The organism is Flavobacterium selenitireducens (genome assembly GCF_014748335.1).
GTDB lineage: Bacteria > Bacteroidota > Bacteroidia > Flavobacteriales > Flavobacteriaceae > Flavobacterium > Flavobacterium selenitireducens.
On record NZ_JAAVIY010000003.1, the window covers coordinates 319,007 to 338,642 of the forward strand.

At 48.7% G+C, this 19,636-nt stretch carries 9 protein-coding genes; 4 read left to right on the forward strand and 5 right to left on the reverse strand.

What is annotated here, in order from left to right:
- Window positions 1–195 precede the first annotated feature (195 nt).
- Window positions 196–1,737, forward strand: coding sequence for an Rne/Rng family ribonuclease (locus HC229_RS07345; protein ID WP_191019815.1), 1,542 nt, complete (start codon window positions 196–198; stop codon window positions 1,735–1,737).
- Window positions 1,738–2,221: 484 nt separating this feature from the next.
- Here the strand turns inward: HC229_RS07345 and HC229_RS07350 are convergent, their stop codons facing one another.
- A complete protein-coding gene (locus HC229_RS07350) occupies window positions 2,222–4,801 on the reverse strand; it encodes a T9SS type A sorting domain-containing protein (RefSeq protein ID WP_191019816.1) in 2,580 nt (859 codons plus the stop codon).
- A 31-nt stretch (window positions 4,802–4,832) separates the two neighbouring features.
- Window positions 4,833–7,217 carry a penicillin-binding protein 1C gene (pbpC, locus tag HC229_RS07355; protein WP_191019817.1) on the reverse strand — a complete coding sequence of 795 codons (2,385 nt, stop codon included), beginning with the start codon at window positions 7,215–7,217 and terminating at the stop codon, window positions 4,833–4,835.
- 260 nt (window positions 7,218–7,477) lie between these two features.
- Between pbpC and HC229_RS07360 the strand changes: the two genes are divergently transcribed.
- Complete coding sequence (locus HC229_RS07360) at window positions 7,478–7,786, forward strand: hypothetical protein (RefSeq protein WP_191019818.1); 309 nt, start codon at window positions 7,478–7,480, stop codon at window positions 7,784–7,786.
- On the opposite strand, the gene HC229_RS07365 is transcribed toward HC229_RS07360, so the two are convergent.
- Both HC229_RS07365 and HC229_RS07370 read right to left on the reverse strand, forming a co-directional pair.
- The gene (locus tag HC229_RS07365) at window positions 7,783–13,335 is read right to left on the reverse strand and encodes an alpha-2-macroglobulin family protein (RefSeq protein WP_191019819.1); all 5,553 of its coding nucleotides are present in this window, start codon (window positions 13,333–13,335) and stop codon (window positions 7,783–7,785) included. The genes HC229_RS07360 and HC229_RS07365 overlap by 4 nt on opposite strands.
- 131 nt (window positions 13,336–13,466) lie before the next feature.
- Window positions 13,467–13,910, reverse strand: a complete 444-nt coding sequence (locus HC229_RS07370; protein WP_191019820.1) for a nucleoside deaminase — start codon at window positions 13,908–13,910, stop codon at window positions 13,467–13,469.
- Window positions 13,911–14,146: 236 nt separating this feature from the next.
- On the opposite strand from HC229_RS07370, the gene HC229_RS07375 reads away from it, so the two are divergent.
- Entirely contained in the window at window positions 14,147–15,913 is a 1,767-nt protein-coding gene (locus HC229_RS07375) for a 1-deoxy-D-xylulose-5-phosphate synthase (RefSeq protein ID WP_191019821.1), read from the forward strand.
- A 39-nt stretch (window positions 15,914–15,952) separates the two neighbouring features.
- Window positions 15,953–16,900, forward strand: coding sequence for a DUF3078 domain-containing protein (locus HC229_RS07380; protein WP_191019822.1), 948 nt, complete (start codon window positions 15,953–15,955; stop codon window positions 16,898–16,900).
- A gap of 48 nt (window positions 16,901–16,948) precedes the next feature.
- Here HC229_RS07380 and HC229_RS07385 read toward each other — a convergent pair whose 3' ends face one another.
- Window positions 16,949–19,588 (reverse strand): T9SS-dependent M36 family metallopeptidase, encoded by a 2,640-nt coding sequence (locus tag HC229_RS07385; RefSeq protein WP_191019823.1) that lies wholly within the window; start codon window positions 19,586–19,588, stop codon window positions 16,949–16,951.
- Window positions 19,589–19,636 lie beyond the last annotated feature (48 nt).

A 19,636-nucleotide genomic window follows, 5' to 3' on the forward strand; every position in this document is an offset into this window, starting at 1 on the left:
GACAAAACGCAGGCACCGTCTCAATCGTCGGGACTTGCACCATAGTTGCTTCGGCAGCGTAAATCCACCGGGTAATTTATACCTGTTTATTGTTTAATCCATCCCCTACCGAAAGGTTAGCGGTTTGAGGTTTAAGGTTTCAAAACTTTAAACCTTAAACTCAAAACTTCCTGTATCGGATATAAATTTACAGTGGTGAATAAAGAATTAATCATCAGATCAAGTTCTGAAGCCGTAGATTTTGCCTTAACCAAAGATGGAAAACTAATTGAATTGCACAGGGAAGAAGAGAAAAGCGACTTCCAGGTTGGCGATATTTTCATAGCGAAGATACGCAAACCCGTCGCCGGACTCAATGCCGCGTTCGTCAACGTAGGTTTCGAAAAAGATGCGTTTTTGCACTATCACGACCTCGGGCCGAACCTCTCTTCCCAGTTGAAATTCCTAAAGCTTGTAAGCGCAGGTAAATTAAAAGATTCTTCACTCAAAAACTTTCAGTTCGAAAAAGAGATAGATAAGAACGGCGTCATTACAGACGTTTTGGGATCCAACCAATCCCTGTTAGTTCAAGTCGTCAAGGAACCCATCAGTACGAAAGGCCCAAGGATAAGTTCAGAACTATCGCTTGCCGGCCGATTCATTGTGCTCGTTCCGTTCTCTGACCGTGTTTCTATCTCGCAAAAGATAGAATCCAAAGAAGAGAAGGACAGGCTAAAGCGCCTCGTCCAAAGCATTCGACCGAAAGGATTTGGCATTATCGTCAGAACGGTTGCCGAAGGGCAAAAAGTCGCCGAAATCGACAAAGACTTGCAGAACCTGCTTACGCGTTGGGCTGCAATGTGCAAAAAAATACCAACTGCCCATCATCCGTCGAAAGTATTGGGAGAGCTCAACAGGGCCTCTTCGATATTGAGGGACGTGTTCAACGATACGTTTACGGGTATCGTAGTTGATGAAGAGGAGTTGTTTTACAACATCAAGGAGTATCTGAGTGAGATAGCTCCCACGAAACAAAATATCGTAAAGCTTTACCAGTCAAGGGATACGCCTATTTTCGAACGGTATCACATCGAGAGACAAATCAAAACGTCTTTCGGGAAAACCGTTTCGATGAGCAGAGGAGCGTATCTTATCATCGAGCACACGGAAGCCCTTCACGTTATCGACGTGAACTCCGGCAACCGCTCGAACAAGGCGACCAACCAGGAAGCCACGGCACTCGAAGTCAATATGATAGCCGCTACCGAAATCGCCCGTCAACTTAGGTTGCGCGACATGGGTGGCATCATCGTCATCGATTTTATCGACATGACCAACCCAGACAATCGCAAAGTGCTGTTCGACCATCTCCGTCAGGAAATGTCAGACGATAAAGCGAAACACAAAATCCTGCCGCCTAGTAAGTTCGGACTCGTTCAGATAACCCGACAAAGAGTTAGGCCGGAGGTAAACATCAAAACCAACGAAGAAGATCCCAACAACAGCAATGGCGAAATTGGAGCACCAATCCTCATTGTCGACAAGATCGCTTCCGATTTGGAAAGATTGACCAAAACCCACAAAAAACTCGTGCTCAATACGCACCCGTTTGTGGCTGCTTACCTCAGTAAAGGTTTTCCATCAGTGCGCTCGAAGTGGTTCTTTGAGCACAAAAAATGGGTGAAGATCATACCGCGTGACGCTTACACGTTCCTCGAATACCATTTCTTCGATATCGAAGGAAAGGAAGTAGAGTAAAAAATTAAACCGCCTTTCTAAAGATTGCTTTCAGCCAGTTCGGCCGCTAGCGTCCTCGAGTGGCGGTTTTTTTATGGCATCTATTTTAGGAATTGGAGATGTTTGGTGTTAATTGTGAAAAAGTACAGAAAATCTGTACTTGACTTTTTCGCGCGTTTTCGCCCTTAGATATAACATATTTTTAAAATATGTTATATCTGGGAAAGCCTCCGAAAATTTTCCTTCCGATGCGCATCCAATTTTTGAAGCTCATCCCGCTCTCCGCTTTTAGCTTACTTCCAAAATGCGGCACTTGCAGGCGGTTCGGGCGAGCTTCCTTCGGTCGCTGCCCGAACCGCGCAATTGCGGCATTTTGTTGCGAAAGGCTAGCCGCTGCGATCGGGGCTAGGCATCGTACAATAAACCCGTTTCGTCAAATCAGCAACCATCGACAACAAAAAAAATTCCCGACAAATGCCGGGAACCTCGTTATATTTCAAAACAACTACTTAATCACCAATTTCTTCACGACCGAGGATTTCCCTGAACCGATCTTCACAAAATAGATTCCAGCCATGAGACCTGAAGCGTCGACAAATGTGTCATTTTGGTTCATAGAAAGCGCTGTCGACAAGACTTTTACGCCCCTCACGTCGGTTATTTCGACGAAGAGCCGTTCCACATTAGACGAACGTATCGCGAATTGTCCGTTTGCCGGGTTCGGATATAAGACAAAATTGCCTTTATCGTTTTCCGGTGTCGAAAGTTGGGCGATCGTAGTGCTTGCCGTATTGGTTACTATCGCCTGATTGAAATCGAAATAAATTTCGGCGGTGTTGTCAATCACGTCTCCTAGCACAACGGTCGTTCTCGGTTTGATTTCGTAAGTCACGAATCCGTTGCTCCCGGCTTCGTCATCCTGCTCGGCCGGAAGGTCGATGTCGGGAAACGAAAAAGTGACCTGGTTGCCTGTGCGATTGGCCAAATAGTTATGGCTGGCGCCAATCGGTCGGAACGTGCCCCAGTCGAGCAACTCGGAAAGCTCGTTTTCCAATCGCACATTTACCGCCGGAGCTGTTCCCGTGTTCTGGAACCTGATCGTATAATGAAGTGGTTGGGTCGCTTGCTCTGGCGTTATGGAGTCGCCTTCGTGACATGTTATGTCGTTCGGGTCATACGAATTGACAACCGTCTGATTAAACGTGCTCGTATTGTTGGCTGGGTTGGTATCTTCGGCGATGGCGACCACAGCGGTAAACGGCAAAACGTCACCGGAGTTAGCGGTAGGAGGAATGGCCACGGTAAAATTGACCCAGATATACGTCATTCCGAAGGCTTCAACATCTGCAAAATCGATTGTAAGGGTTCCGTTGCCAGTTGAACTTGGTGCTGTCGAACTGCTAACGAAATCGAGTCGCGTCTCATCAAAAGTCAACGTCGTACTTCCCGACATCGCGGACCCACCGTGATTGCGAATTTGGATCACATAGGTGGAGACGAACCCGGGAACGGCTCCGGTTTGCGGGAAAAACAAAATGCCCGCGTCCTTGATATTCGTCTCATCGGTCACGCAGAATTCGGCATTCAGCGATTGCCCGTTGCCGGTAATATTTACAATTTGAGGCGTATCGTTTGCCATAACCGTTCCTTGTGGTAACGTCGATGCTACGACATACAGCACATTCTCACCCGTCCAGACGTCCTGGAACGTAAATTCGCCTTGAGCGTTCGTATAAGCGTATACAACGTGATTCCCGTTGGCGCACGCGACCTGTACGCCTTCCAGCCCGCCATCTGCCGAATCGCAGCCATCGTTGTCGTCATCGACATTTACGAGACCTGAAACAGAGGAATCCGTGCACGGAAGTATTTGCAAAACCAACGGTTGTATCGAAAAACAGTCCGTTTCCGGATTGTCGATCCTGAGGTAAACCGTCTCTGTCGCTGTGGTACTTGTATAGGTCGGAAGCAATTGATTAGACTGGGTGGTTGCGTCGGCCATGTTGTGATAGAGCGTCGCAACAGCGTCAGGATTGATTGCTGCGACATCGGCGTAAATTGAAGTGAAATCAAATGTTCCGTTCGCAGTTAATCCGCACACGGAAATCATTTCAGCAACGTAAGCGACGTCTCCAATCGCTATGGAAAAACTTCCCATTTCGCCACAATTGCCATTTTCAGTCGTGACGAATACCGTTTGCGTGTGATATACCATCGTCCCTGCTTCAATTTCCAGTCCGCCGGGAACGAAGTGATAGCTTTGACCGTCAATCAGATTTGGCAAGGCGTAAGGCGTACATGAGGTGACGTCTTCTAAATCAAGTTCGTCCGGTGTTTGGATCGTTACAGTAAAGGAGGATTCGGAAGAGCAGAAGCCCGAGCCGCCAACTACGTAAATCGTCATGCTCTCTGTGATTACCTGTCCGGCATAGATAACCGTACCCGTTCCTGCTATTCCTGAATTGTAAACGTAACCTGCGGGCAGAGCTGGCAACACATAGTTGGCGCAGGAAACGACATTTTCGAGTTGTAAATCCGGCGGGATTGCATTTAGTATAACCGTAAATGAAGTTTCATTGCTACACTGATCTCCATCGAAATACACATAAACTTCCATTGAAGTCGTCAACGTGGTGCCTGGAGGAAGCAATGTTCCTTGTCCGTATGCCGCAGTGTAATAGTTTCCAATTTCCAGGCCTGGCAACGTATACGAGTTACACGCGGTGACGTCCGGGAAGTTTGGTAAAATGGTATTCAAGATAATTAGCTCGAATGACGTCGTATCGTAAGTTTCGTCAGTTACATTTGTCACGCGTAAAAAAACAAATTCACCGTTCATTCCGAAATAACCGTTTGGTTCACTGATGGGATTTGTCGCATTCACGGCATCTGTGAGCGAATTGTGCCACGTTACGATGAAATTTGCTGAAAACTGGTTGCCCAGAGTAACGGTTTCGGTGACTGTAAGATCAAAAATCTGATTTCCGCACTGAGATAAATCAGGAACAGGATAAGCCGTCGCCTGTGCAAAGGAAGCGGTCGAAACCATAAGTCCGATAAAAAGCAAGAGTAGTTTTAATTTCATACACAGAGTTTTAACTAAATGTATGCAATTGTCAGTCACGTACGATCTCTAATTTACGATTCGCTTCGTTTCCGTGAGAATCCGTAACGGTAACAAAATGGCTTCCGGTCGACGCGTCGAGCTGAATTTCATGAAAATGCTGGGTTTTTCCCTTAAAAACGTCATCGACATACCAAAATAGTGTCGCGTTAGGATCAGAATGTGCCATCTTAAGGATAACCGGTTGGAAATTGCCGTTGAAGTTTTTCGTCAGATAGATTTTGGAGCTGTAATTTTTCGGATAGATAAAATCCATGACGCCTTTTTCCTGATCGGCGCAGTCGTCGCGAAATGGCGGGAGCGCGGCATAGTCGATATGATGGCCTTTGTAATACCACTCCATCACCGGCGGCAAAACGAACCAATTTTTAGTGACGATATTCGATATTTCCTCACAACTGCTGTTTATCCGAAATTTCTCGGATTTATCGAGATGCACCAACTTATGATACGGACAGGTTTTGGTGTTTTTGCCCCTGATCGGAATAAGTTGCGTCGTCTTTGGGCAGTCGTCTTGTGCGAGATAACCGCTTCTGCTGCAAATCTGTGCTTCTTCAAGATCGTTAAGCGGTTTGGCGAACCATTTTTTCTTCGGCAAAAGATTGAAAACGTCGAACAAAACCGGCGCTGCGTAATTCACTCCGGTCAATTCCGGACGCCCCTCGCCGGAGGCATTTCCTACCCAAATCCCAACGACATAATCCGAATTCGTACCTATGGCCCAGGCATCGCGATTGCCAAAACTCGTCCCGGTTTTCCAGGCGATTTCGAGAGAGGAGTCGTAAAATTTCCAGGCTTCGTCTCCTTCCGGACGGTTGACTTCTTTCATCGCATTATAAGTCAGATAAATCGCTCCGGCACCAATTTGTGTCTTGGCGAACGTGTCTTTTCCAAAGTCCGGAGCGGAATTGTCGTACAGATTGAGCTCCGCAAATTCATTAGTCCTGTATCTCGCCTGATGGGAGTTGAAATAGTTCAACGTAGAAGAAAGATTCGCATACGTCCGGCACAAATCCCAAAGGTTGGATTCCGCACCGCCAAGAATCAGCGACAAGCCGTAATGATCGGGACGTCGGCTAATATCGTCCAGCCGATAATTCCGTAGCGTCTCGTAAAACTTGTTAACACCGTGTTCCTGCAACATCAGCACCGCTGGAATATTGAGCGATCGCGCCAACGCTTTTTGGGCGGGAACGGCTCCATCGTAGGTCATGTCGAAATTTTGGGGCGCAAAACCGGAAATTTGGACGGGAACGTCCGCGACCAGAGTGTTGGGCAGGATTTCACCTTCGTCGAGCATGCTTGCAAAAAGCAATGGCTTCAGGATGCTTCCCGTGCTCCGCGGCGCCGGGATGATGTCTACATCCCTGTCGTGGTCGGCGTCGGTTGGTGCATTTCCGACATACGAAATGACGTTTCGCGTTTTTATGTCGACCACCATGATCGCCATGTTGTGAATCTCATTTTGGCGATATTGCGCGTAGTACGCTTTGGCGATATGGTTGACGCGCTCCTGTAGCGATACGTCGATGGTAGTTTTTAACCGTTTTCCCTTGTTTTTCTTGGCGATACGCTCGAGTAAATGAGGTGCCGTCTGAGGCAAATCGTAGGGCTTTTGCGGTAGCGGTTCGGAAAGCGCCAACTCGTAGGTCATTCTGTCTATGACGTGATTTTTATGCAGTTTTAGCAGCAGTCCATCGCGTTTTCGTCTCAGTTTTTCCTGGTTTTTTCCCGGATAGATCAAACCGGGCGCATTCGGAAGGACGGCCAGCGTAGCACTTTCCGACCATGATAGCCGGCTGGCGGGAATCCCGAAATACCGCCAAGATGCCATTTCCAAACCGACTACATTTCCGCCGAAAGGTGCGTGGGCGGCATATAGTTCCAGAATTTTTTGTTTCGGATGCCGACATTCGAGTCGCGTGGCCAGAATGAGCTCGAACATTTTTTCAGTGTACGTCCGGGTTTTGTTTCTGCGCGAAAGACGGATGACTTGTTGGGTGATCGTGCTTCCGCCGCGACGAACCTTTCCCGCCTTGCGATTTTCCGAAAATGCTTTCCACATCGAAACCGGATTAAATCCCGGATGGTGGTAAAAATTCTCGTCTTCGAAATATACGATGCATTGCTGGAATTTTTCGGGCACGCTATCGGAGGCCGGAAAACGCCATTGGCCGTCGTCGGCAATTTTTGCGCCTAAAAGTTGTCCATCGTGGCTTTCGATCACGGTAGAAAACGGCTCGGAGAACAATGTCCGCGGAAGCGAAAAATAGTAAGCGATTAAAACGGCTAGGATGAGACACGACTTGATCCGGTTGCGTTTCACGACCCTCCAGATTTTTCCCGGCGTGTCTTTTATGGTTGTTCGGAGCGCCATTGATTCAACAAATGATATGAAGTCAGATTTTTTGATGTGAACGGGGCTTGCTCCATCGAGGTGATAATTTCAGGAACTCGCTCATCGACTATGGGCAACCTTTTGAAATGTTCGCGGAAAATGCTGCCCGACCGCCCGTAGGCCTTATTGAACCCTTTGCAATAAGCTTGAAATAAGTTCGCAAACGGTTGATGGAGGCGATTTTGATATTTTCCGGGTATTTTGTCGAAATCGGCAATATAGATAAGTAGCTCAAAACTATGCGGGAGAAATCGGAACGAACAAATAAATCCTATCGCCCCGATATGTTTTTTGCAAAGCCTCAAAAAGTAGGAATAGTTTCGTTCCTCGCGAAAAAGCGTCTCGAAGTTGTTGCTGGAGTTTTGGATGAGATAGAAGTGATTGGGCAAAAACGGTTCTTTTTTCATGGCGGTGAATTTTTGTTTGGCGTGTACGTGGGTTGGGAAATTGTAGACATAACAGATTTTTTAAAATCTGTTATGTCTGTACAAAGCAACTTCAAAAATTTTATTTCCAATTACAGTTTTTCTTCCAAAAAAGTTAATTAACGTACCACCTCAATCCATTGCCCTTTGTTGCGAGCGAGAAAATCATGGTCGTACATCGCCTCGCATTGCAACCCAGGCAGATAATAGATACCCAAATACGAGGCATTCACCAGCATACTGAACTTCTTGCTTTCCCCGGCTTTGAGGCCAAAGTAGTAATTGGCGCGATCGTCGCGAATGTCGATGTAATCCGCCGTATTTTGGGTTGCATTCCCGTAATCGGTATAGCGGGTGTTGACAATCTCAAAACCACTCGGCAGGATTTGCGTCAATGCCACGTTGCTCACGTATTCGTTCCTGAGATTGGTCACCCAGATTTCGGCGATAAATTCCGTTCCCTGTTTGATTTTCGAAACATCGACCACATTTCCTTTGCGATCCTTGTAAACGGTTGCCACTTTTAGGTTTCGCTGTTCCGCCAATTCTTTTCCGACAGGCAAAATCCCGCTGTTGAGCACCCTGACATAAACCGTGTTGGCTTTGTTGTTCTTCAACGTAACGGAATTTCTTCCCGCCTTCGCAGACAAATCGCGTCCGCCAAGCGTTTTGGCTGTTTTTATCGAAACTGCTTTTCCATTATCTGAAAAACTCACGTCCAAACCGCTGCCACCGTTCATCCTGGCGAACTGGGTCATGGCGTAAAGCGCGTAAGCAGTCGTCTGCGTGCTCATCCATTGACTCGAAGACATCTGTTTTGCCAATTTGCCGGCCATCACAAACGCCTGTTTTTTCTGACCGAGCAAAATCAAGGTTTCCAACGCCATCGCACGGTTGCGATCTTCCGATCCGTAATAGAAATATCGCCCGTCATATTCGTCGATTTTGGATTTCGCCATCAAAGACATTCCCGCGGCATTTTGCTTAGCCAATGCATAAGTCGCGGCAAGTCGCAGTTTGCTTTCGTTGGAAATGCCGGCGGTTTCGCGGAGTCGGTTCATCGAGGCAAGGTCTGCCGAGCCGGCCAAAGCCAATGTGTAAAGGCGGTAGGATTGGGCCAGATCGTTGCCGTATTGAGGTTCATAACGCCATTGTTTCGCTGTCCGTTGTTGATGTGCCAGCCATTTTTGCTTGAATCCGATTGGAAGCGCATAGCCTTTTTTCTCGGCTTCGAGCATGAAATGTCCCGCATAGGAAGTTCCCCAATCATCCGCGTAAGAATTGCCGGGCCAATAGACGATTCCGCCGCTAGCGAGCTGGAAGGCGTTAAGTCGGCTTATTCCCGCCTCTACGTTGCGCTGTATGCTTTGCTTGCGGGCCTCGGTAATGTCCATGATATCGGCGAGATACAATTGAGGGAATACAGCAGATGTCGTCTGCTCCACACAACCATGCGGATAGTCCATCAGGTATTTCATGCGTCGGTTCAAATCGATTATAGGAACGGACGAAACTTCCAAGGCCGCCTTTATGCTCGAGCGTTCGCCGAACCCTTCCCAAGTGATCGTTTTGGTGGCGTTCGGCTCGAGGATGATGTCGGAATACGTATTCGTTACGGGATTCGGGTTCATCACATCAATTTCGACTTCATACGTCGATTTTTCCTTGCCGGAAGTGGCGACTACCTGTACTTTTCCAATCCCGGTCGCCGAATTTACCGCGAGATTGAAATACGCCATTTTTTCATCCGGACGACTAAAATATATGTCTTGATTGGCACTGCCAACTACCCGGATGTTGTTCGATGTCTTGATCTCGATCCCGACATGCTTGATATTTTCCTTCATCGCAAAAACCGTTACCGGAAGCGTGACTTTTTCAGAAGGCGTGATCTTACGCGGTAGCGAAGCCAAAACCATAAGCGGGCTGCGTACCGGCGTGGTTTTTTCTACAGATCCGTAAGCGCTCGAATTCGAGTTGGCCGCGACTACCATCGTCCGCACCGATCCGATATAGCGCGGCAGCGTCACTTGGTGCGATTTGGTCTGGCCCGATTCGAGTTTGAACGGGCCGAGGTAAATCACGACCGGCTTGAACCGGTTCGCTTTTTTGGCCTTGGCTCCTCCAAGGGCGGCGTCTCCGCCAATCCCGAAAACCTGGTTGATTTTTCCGCCATAAGCGCCAATCACGTCGTCATAAACGTCCCAAGTGCGCACGCCTAACGCTTCTTTTACGTAAAACGAATCCCAGGCATTTGGTGTCTTGAAACGCGTTAGGTCTAGCAAACCTTCGTCGACGATGGCGATCGTGTAAGTCATCGCGCGCCCGTTTTTCTCGCTGACTTTCAATGTCGTGGTTTGGGCCGGTTTTAATTCCGACGGCATCGAAAGTTGCGGTTCCAGGATGGTGTTTTTATCGACGACCTCTATCGGAACCACGCCGTACAAGCGAATAGGCGAATCGTTAATTGTATTGGCATGCGGCTGCAACAGCGTGATGTTGATGTAGACGTTCGGCGCCATCGTGCCGTCGATCGGCAATTCGACGACGGTTTCGCCTTTCTTTGTCTTCGCCCAAAGCGTTTTGAGGACTTTCGTCCCGTTTTCTACCGATATCAAAGCGCGTCCGCCTTCACTCGATGGGAAGAAGATTTTGGCTTTTTCGCCCACTTCATACTTTTTCTTGTCGGTGGAAAACATCAATATCGTGGCGGCGTCACCATCGGTTTTGCGCGTTTTCCCTGACCAAGACGGCCAATCGAGGAACACGGTTTCTGCCGCAGCGTGTCCGCCATAAACATCCGAAACGCGAATCAGGTAACGTCCCCAGTCATCTTCGGGAACGTTTAGCGAGACGCTGGCTTTCCCGGACGCATTGGTCACCGCCTTGAACGCTTTGTAAGGCGTGATGGAAGTTCCCGAGCTGTATCGCGATAAATTGTCCGCGGAAGCGTCCCACCACCAACGCGATTCCATGCGGTAGACCTTCACGTCGACGGTGGTATTTGCCGCCGGAATTCCTTTTTCGTTTACCGATGCGATTTCGAATCGGTTATTTGCGCCTGTTTCCAGCATTCCGTAGCGGTTCGGTTCCGGTTTTTTGATACCGACGTAAGTCTGGTAAGGCGAATAATCGACGGCGCTCACGTCGGTACTCACATCACCTCCGGCTTCGTAAACTTTGGTGATGAACGCCGCCTTGAGCATTCCGGGCGCTTGGGCGGAAACCGTCGGGTTTATCGAATAGGAAGCCGCGCCATTCTGGTTGACTTTGCCCGAAAACAGGTTGATTTCCTCTTCGTAAAAGCGACGCGTCGGATCGTCGAAAACAAAATCCTTATATGATTTGAACGATGTCGGCTGTTGGGAAACCTTCATCTGGACTTCGGTTTTCAAGTCTTTTGCGACTGCGCCGTGCAACCACGTAACCTGGATCGTATTCGAATTTTCGCGCGAAGCAGAAAGAAATGTCCCGTTAAAACTGTTTTTGATCTTGAGTCGGTTCGGCTTTATCGTTTCGACCTTGATGTTTTTGTAAAAACGCGCACCGCCGACATTTACGACGGCTTCCCAACTTCCGGTTGGAGCGTCGGCCGAAGTGGGCACCACAAATTTATAGTGGTTCATCGCATTGACGCTTTGCACCGATTGATGGGCGACTTTTCCGCGCGCATCGGTCACACGCAGTTTGATCGGATGACGTTCGGGCAATTTGTTCGCATTGTCGTTCAGGACAAACGACAGGAAGATGTCGTCGCCGGGACGCCAAACGCCACGTTCGCCGTAAATATAGCCTTTAAGCCCTTTTTGCAATGTTTCGCCCGACACGTCGAAATTGGCTATCGAAAGCGACAACTCGTCGTCAAGTTTTAAATAAGTCGTTTGCTTATTCTTGGTGACGATGGCAAAATAGGCGTATTTGTTAGGCTTGAACGTCACGGTTCCGTCGGTTCCGGTGGCTCCCGAGGCAATCTTTTGCTGCTGGAAACTGTAAAGCTCGACCATTGCGCCCTGCACGGGCTCCGTCGTCAAAATGTCATTGACCGCGATCAGATAGGATTTGTCGGTACCGCGTTTGGCAATGACGCCGATATCCGAAGCCAGCAAGTTCGTGGCTACGCGACTCCTGTTGAAGTAATAATCGCTGCAAGGATCGGCATCGCCCCTCCAATCGTATTCCTCGTCTTCATAATAGTAATAATCGTCGTACGAATTTCCGCTGTAATTCACGTCGTCTTCGTTTTCTTCGTCTTCCTCATACTCGTTTTCCGATTCGGAAGCCGCACATTTGAAAAGCGAATATTTGCGTTTGATGCTAAACTCGACGCGGTAGATCGCGCCCGGCTCGACCTTGATGATTTTGGACAGGTCGAGCGCGTAAGTGTTCCATTTTGAGTAATTCAGGATGTTGTTTTGCTTGAGCGAAATTGTCTTCTTGGCGATCGGTTGGGCAACTTGCTTCAGGTTACGGCTGCCGTTGAGCTTGTTGTCCTGAAGGAATTGCATGATGTTGTTCTGGTAGATTTTGTAGACCTTGACATCAACCTGTTTGAGACTCGCGGCTTCGAAATTGAGTTTGAGATTGCTCGAGCTTGGCAACAACGTCCCGCTTTTTACGAGTCGGACGCCTGGCTTTATCTGTTCAAACGGCATTTTTTGAGCATAACTCTTTTTCATTTTCAATCCGTCGCTGTTGCGGATGCCCTGGAAAACCTCTACAAGTTTCTCGGAACTGGTCTCCAGGGGCCGGCCGTAATCGTCATAAGCCGATGCCGTCGCCGTTGCCTGGATGTTGTCGAAAAATACCTTGAGCACATTTCCTTGTGTCGCGAACCTGAGATTTTCGGCGTTTTCGATGGCGACCAACCCTGAGAAATCCTGGTCTTTTTCCAACGGATCGGAAAAATTGATGAGCAAAGTCTGGTTGTTTTCGTCACCCATTTCGATTTGCAGGACCTTGAAGTTGTTTTTGCCCGATATCGGAAATTTGAGTTTGCCTTTTCGCTCAATGTCGATAGGGTCGCCGTCCCATGCGATTTCGATTTCGCCATCGTCTTCAGGCCTCGCGATGCTGTCAATGACGAACTTGAATTCCGTAGAAGTGCTTTTATTTTTATCGAACTTGACTTTCAGCGGTTTGCCGTCCTGTTGGGCCACGACAAGTTTTTTTGCGTCGTCAAACGACAGTCCGTCGGCGGTTTTGAGCGTGGCATTCAGATATTGGAACGCTTTTCCGTACGATTGAAGGTCATCCGTATTGACTACGAAATCTTGCTTTATCGTTTTGACAGTAAAGCGGAATTCCGTCAAATCTTTTGGCGTTTTGACGATTTCGTCCAGCTTGAACCGGATTTGGTAGACCGTATTGGCATCCAGTTTTTTTTCAGGGATGAACGCAATCGTGTTGTTGGAGAGCGCCTTTACCTTTCCGTTCACGGATGGTGAAATGTCGAAAAGCCCGGAATCCAGTTCGTCACCGGCATGCCATTCTGTTTTGGAAAAGGCGAGCTGTAGACGAAAGTCGGAACCTACTGAAATTATGCCCGAGGTATATCCTGAGATGAACTCCTTGAAAAGTTCGGGATCCGAATTGAAATTTTTCTGGTCATTTTTGGAGCAGGAGCACGCGATGAGCAAGGCGCACAGCAAACCGAGGACTTTTCCGGTTTTCATGTTGTTCGAGGTGGTTAGGTTATTGGAAAGGAACGATGTCGGCAACTAACGCCATAACACGTAACAGATCCATTTTAGTATGAAAAATTACGGATATTTTTCGCGCGCCGAAAGAAAAGTTTTACAACGCCCTATTTACGGCGTTCCTGGAAAAAGCGCAACATCAAATCGGCGCATTCGTTTTCCATTACGCCTTGCACGACTTGAGTTTTTGGATGCAGTTTCGTGCCCATTGCGATAAATCCGCGCTGTTCGTCCCTCGCTCCGAAGACTATCTTGGTAATTTGGCTCCAATACAAAGCTCCGGCGCACATCTGGCAAGGCTCCAGCGTCACGTAAAGCGTGCAATCCTTCAGGTATTTGCCTCCCAGAAAATTTGCCGCGGACGTAATTGCCTGCATTTCGGCATGAGCCGTAACATCGACGAGCATTTCGGTCAGGTTGTGCGTGCGCGCGATCACGCGGTCGTTCACCACGATTACCGCACCGACGGGAATTTCGCCTTTTTCAAACGCCACCTGCGCCTCCTGATAGGCTTTTTTCATAAAATAATCGTCGGTGAAGATGTTTTCCATTAGGCAAAAATACGATTTGTGAGGTAAGTGACATATGGAAAATCCATGAGGCGAATGGCCAGGCAATTTCCGAAAATGAAACTTTAACAAAATAGGCAGAAAAACTGTAGCGCTGTTTTGGCTTGGACGCTTATTTTTTCAGACATAACAGATTTATTTAAAATCTGTTATGTCTATACGCGCGCGAACCGCGTTTTGTCGAGAGACTTCCGCCCAAAATCGTAACTTTGCCCGTCATGCATCACCTTTTGGAACATATCGACTCTCCATCCGACCTTCGGAAGCTTTTACCCGGAGAGCTGCCTAAACTCGCCGAAGAGTTGCGCGATTTTATCGTAGATGTGGTGTCCAGAAACGAAGGCCATTTGGGAGCGAGCCTCGGCGTCGTGGAATTGACGATCGCGTTGCATTACGTTTTTGACACGCCCGATGACCTGCTCGTTTGGGATGTCGGCCACCAGGCGTACGGCCACAAAATCCTCACCGGGCGCAAAGCTGTGTTCCACACGAATCGCCAATTGAACGGGATCTCGGGATTTCCGAAACGCAGCGAAAGTAGTTATGATACGTTCGGGACCGGCCATTCCTCCACGTCAATTTCTGCGGCGCTTGGAATGGCGATGGCTTCCAAACTCCACGGCAATCACGAAAAAAATCACATTGCCGTCATAGGTGATGCTTCGATAGCATCGGGTATGGCATTCGAAGGTCTCAACCACGCGGGCGTTTCGGATGCGAATCTGCTCGTGATTCTCAACGACAACGCTATCGGAATCGATCCCAGCGTCGGTGCGCTCAAAAATTATCTGACGGCTGTCAAGCAAGGACGGAATCCGCGTCAGAACAATATGATCAAGTCCCTGAATTTCGATTATTCGGGCCCGGTAGACGGACACGATCTGGGTACGCTTATCTCCGAACTCAAGCGACTCAAACACACGAAAGGCCCGAAGTTTCTTCACGTCATTACGACAAAAGGCAAAGGAATGGCGTTGGCCGAAGAGCATCAGGTAAAATACCACGCTCCGGGGAAATTCGACAAAGCTACGGGTTTGATCCATCCGAAATCAGAGGCGCATTTGCCACCCAAATTCCAGGATGTGTTCGGGCTTACCATTCTTGAACTGGCCAAAAGCAATCCGAAAATAATTGGGATCACGCCTGCAATGCCGTCCGGAAGTTCGTTGAAGTTCATGATGGACGAAATGCCGGAACGCGCCATAGATGTGGGAATTGCGGAACAACATGCCGTTACCCTCGCGGCCGGAATGGCAACGCAAGGCATGTCGGTTTTTTGCAACATCTATTCGACATTTTTACAGCGCGCTTACGATCAGGTCATTCACGACGTAGCTTTACAAAATCTTCCCGTGATTTTTTGCCTCGATCGCGCAGGGCTCGTCGGCGAAGATGGTGCGACGCATCACGGCGTTTTCGATATCGCGTATTTGCGTTGTGTGCCCAACATGATCCTTTTTTCGCCTTTGAACGAGATCGCGCTGCGCAACATGATGTTTACCGCCCAAACAGGATTGGAACATCCGATCGCCATTCGTTACCCAAGAGGAAGAGGCGTGATCGTCGACTGGCAACAACCTTTCGAGAAAATAGAGGTAGGGAAAGCAGAATGTATTAAAAAAGGGACCAGGCACGCCGTTCTTTCCAACGGGTTTATCGGGAATAACGTGATCCAGGCGCTTCGGAATATCGGCAATCCGGAAATGTTCTCACATTATGATTTCAGCTTTGTCAAACCGCTTGACGAGGCTTTGCTGCACGCAATATTTGCGGGTTACGAAAGTGTGACGACCGTTGAAGAAGGCGTGGTTTCCGGAGGGTTTGGAAGCGCTGTCGCGGAATTTGCTGCCCGGCATTCGTACAAGATGGATATTAGGCTGCTTGGCCTTCCCGACGCCTTTGTCGAGCACGGAACGGTGGCACAACTGCAACAATTCGCAGGCCTCGACGTTAAAAGTTTGGAATTTACTTTCGCAAACTATTGAAATTGCGGATTTTTGCAACTTCAAAAAAACGACGGCAAAATGAAATTATTCCGAACGGTCGGCCTGTTGCTTTTGATGGGCGTCGCGGGCTATTCGCAGGACATCAAACCCATTGAGATCGACTCGAGTTCTCACTGGGAAAAGAAAAACACCTTGAGTTTCGATCTTAGCGAGATCGCATTCGTCAATTGGAGCCCCGGCGGAACGAGTTCGATTTCCGGTTTGGCAAAGGGAGTTTTCTTCCGCAAGTACGAACACGACCAGACCAAGTGGAGCAACGAGCTAATCCTGCGCTACGGCATGAACAAGCAAGATGGAACTGAATGGCGCAAGACCGATGACGCGCTCCAGTTCAATTCCACTTTCGGATATCGCAATGACACGGTTTCGCATTGGTACTACTCGGCTAAGCTGACCTTCAACACCCAATTCAGCAACGGTTACAATTATCCGAATACCCAGAAACCGATTTCGAGGCTGTTCGCTCCGGCATATACTTTTCTGGGTGTCGGTGCCGAATATTCGAACAAGCCGGCGAAAGTCAATTTTTACCTGTCGCCGCTTACGATGAAGAACACGCTTGTGCTCGACCAGCGACTGGCCAACCAAGGCGCTTTTGGTGTGACCAAAGCGGTTTATGACGATGTCACGGGCGAAATCCTCAAAAAAGGAAAACAGTCGCGCACGGAAGTAGGTATCCTCGTGACCGGTCATCACAAACACGAGCTTTGGAAGAACATAACCCTTGAGGACCGCATCAGTCTTTATACCGATTACCTGAACAAATTCGGCAACATCGATATCGACTGGCAAATGCAGATGGATTTCGTCGTCAACGAGTATGTCAAGGCGAGCATAGGAACCCAATTGGTTTATGACGACGACATCAAGGCCAAAGAGGAGCGGGCGGGAGAACAGGTTACCGTCGGGCCGAAAATACAGCTCAAGCAAATTCTGGGAATCGGAGTGGTTTACAACTTTAAATAAACAAAAAAGCCCGCATCATCGATACGGGCTTTTTTATTTTGCTGTTTTTTAATTGAGGATCAGTTTTTTCGAAAAGTTGAGGTTTTCGGCATCGACTTTCACGATATACATTCCTTTTTGCAGATGTGACAGATTCAATGTAGCCTCTATGTTGAAATCTGCGGAACGCTTCCGGAACACCACGCGCCCGTTGACATCGACGACCTGGAGGTTGATCTTCCCCGTATAATTGTTTACCCTGATGCTGACCATTCCGTTCGATGGGTTCGGATACACTCGGATGTCGTCCTCGTTGTGGAAATAATCCACGCCAAGCGTACAATTCGCCCCCGGAGCAGGTTCCAAAAAGTTCTCTACCTGATCGTTTGCATTCGCGGTAGATCCTGACGACGCATTGACGCCAAGTCCGCGTCTGGCAAACACTTCCCAGATCATGCAAAAGTCCGCTCCGCCTGTTGTGGCCTGGTCTGCGGCGATGATGGCGTTTCTGGCCGACACGAAGCCGGGATTGCACGGTTGTAATTTCAAACCGTCCAGTACCAGTTGCATGACTTTGTTGTTTCCGCCGGTTCCGGTGTAAATGTTAGGGTCGAAACCGTATTTTTCGATGTAGGCCCAAGTAAGGTCCCAAAGCATAGATGCCCAAACTTCACCTACGTCGTAGCGGTAGTTTGGAGAAGTCGTGTTGGAATCGCCAAAGGTTTTACCGTTGATGGCCATGTCGGTAGAATACGGAAGCGTGCGGATGCCGCCTCCACCTTCAGCAGGCTGGCTCGACGCGAAAGCAGCGATTCCCTTTGGAGTTGAACCGACGTCACCCGCCTTGAGTTGCATCATTAGAGCAAACCAGTCCGACCAGCCCTCGCCCATGGCTTCGTCATTGAACAGACAGTTTGAGTTCGCAGGACCGCCCGTAAGGCGAGTGGAGATACCGTGGCCGTATTCGTGGGCGATGATTCCGTTGTCGAAATCACCGTCTGCGCTGACAAAATCCGTTGGCGGAGAGGAAAGTTTTACGTTGACAGGGGATGTCTGCATGGCAGCGATCAATGCGTCGCCCAATTCTTTTGTGATGAAGATGGCAGGAATGGTGATATTGGCGTCGGCCCCGGACATGTTCACCAATTGCATCGGAAGATTGTCCGTAATGATTACGGCAACAGCGCCTGCATTCTGCGCATTCATGACTTTCACGACGAAATCGCAATTGCCGCGTCTGATCAGCACGATTTTTCCGGCCATTTGCGCGGCATTCGAGGCGGCTCCGCAAGCTTCGTTCGTGCTCGCGCCGGCATCTTGGTAAAGTACAAGATCGGTCTGTAGCGCATTCGGCTCGACGGGAATCGCAACATTACCGGGATCAAACGCGTTCTGGGCGGCCTGGTAAGCGCCGATTAGAGAAGAAGGGGACGTTACGAAGAAAAAGCGAGGTGCCACCGTCCATACATACATTTGCATCCTTGGAGCGATGCCGTCGTTTGGCGTAGCGAAGTTTGCATTGTTGCGGTTCGTTGCCGATGGCGTCTGAGCGGCGGAATCCTGTGAATCCGCATTTACGGCGTCTCCCAAAAATGAAGAAGCGCCGCCTTTCCCGTAGTTGTTCTTCTGAAAGTTTCCATTGATTTCATTAAAACCGTACTGGTACCACACATCGTGCATGATATTGTTCATATAGAACAAATTCGTCGTGGCTGCCGCTGTGTACGTGTCGTTTTGCGCGCCCGTTCCTCCGTAAGGAAAATCGAACAGCAAACCCGCGCCTCCATTAGGGAAAACGCCTGCGGTACTGTTGTCTCCATCCCTGTCGTCGGCAGCGGCGACGTTGTTTCCTCGCGTCGTCGTAAATTCATTTCCGGCAGCGCCATTGGTATCATGCCATCCGAAAGGGGAAGCCGTAGCATTGTGTGGAGTTGAAACGAGCTGTCGCGGTCCGAAAGCGGGGCTTTCAGTACCTAGCGGATACACACGGTACGATCCTGATTGTATTTCAAGGGCAGATTGTGGTTTGAAAAAATTCTTTGAGAACGCATAGGCGTCCTGGTTGTCCAAAAGCGGTTTGTGCAGAGGCGCATCGAAATTACACGAGATGACCATGTTGTTTTTGGCGAGCGTTTCGCCTGAAACCGCATCGACGCGGATACTCCACATGTGTTCGTGACCTTTTGTCTCTATCGTAAAATCCCACGCAAGGCGCAGGTTTCCGTCAGGTATATCCTGAAATACAAGTTCGGCCGAAATAGGATGTAGATCGCCATTGCTTATCTTGAATTCTTTTGCGGAAATGGTTTCGACGATCTCATGTCGTCCGCCAGCAAGCCCTAAGCCCGGCATTGCGGAATTTAACGCCTGTACCGCATTAAGCGAAGGTGTCGTCGTATTGATTTTTTGGGAAACGTTTTGAACGAAATTTTCGCCGGCGACGTGAATCACCTGGCCGTTTTTTAACCAGAAATTCGATACGGAACTGAACACTTCGGTACCGCTGAACCGCTGTTTGACGAAATAGTTGTCGATGCCTGTCGCCTTCGAGTTGAGTTTGCTTTCCACAACCCAATCGGAAACGTCCTGGGCCGTAAGTCCCGACTTGGCGAGGTTAGCGTTTAGATATGCCTGGATTTTCTGTTCGGCGTTTTGGGACATTCCCAACAACGGAACAAGAAAAAACAACGCAGAAGTAATTTTTTTCATGGGTCAAAAGGTGGATTAGTTAACGCAAACATAACTTTATTTTTCCGA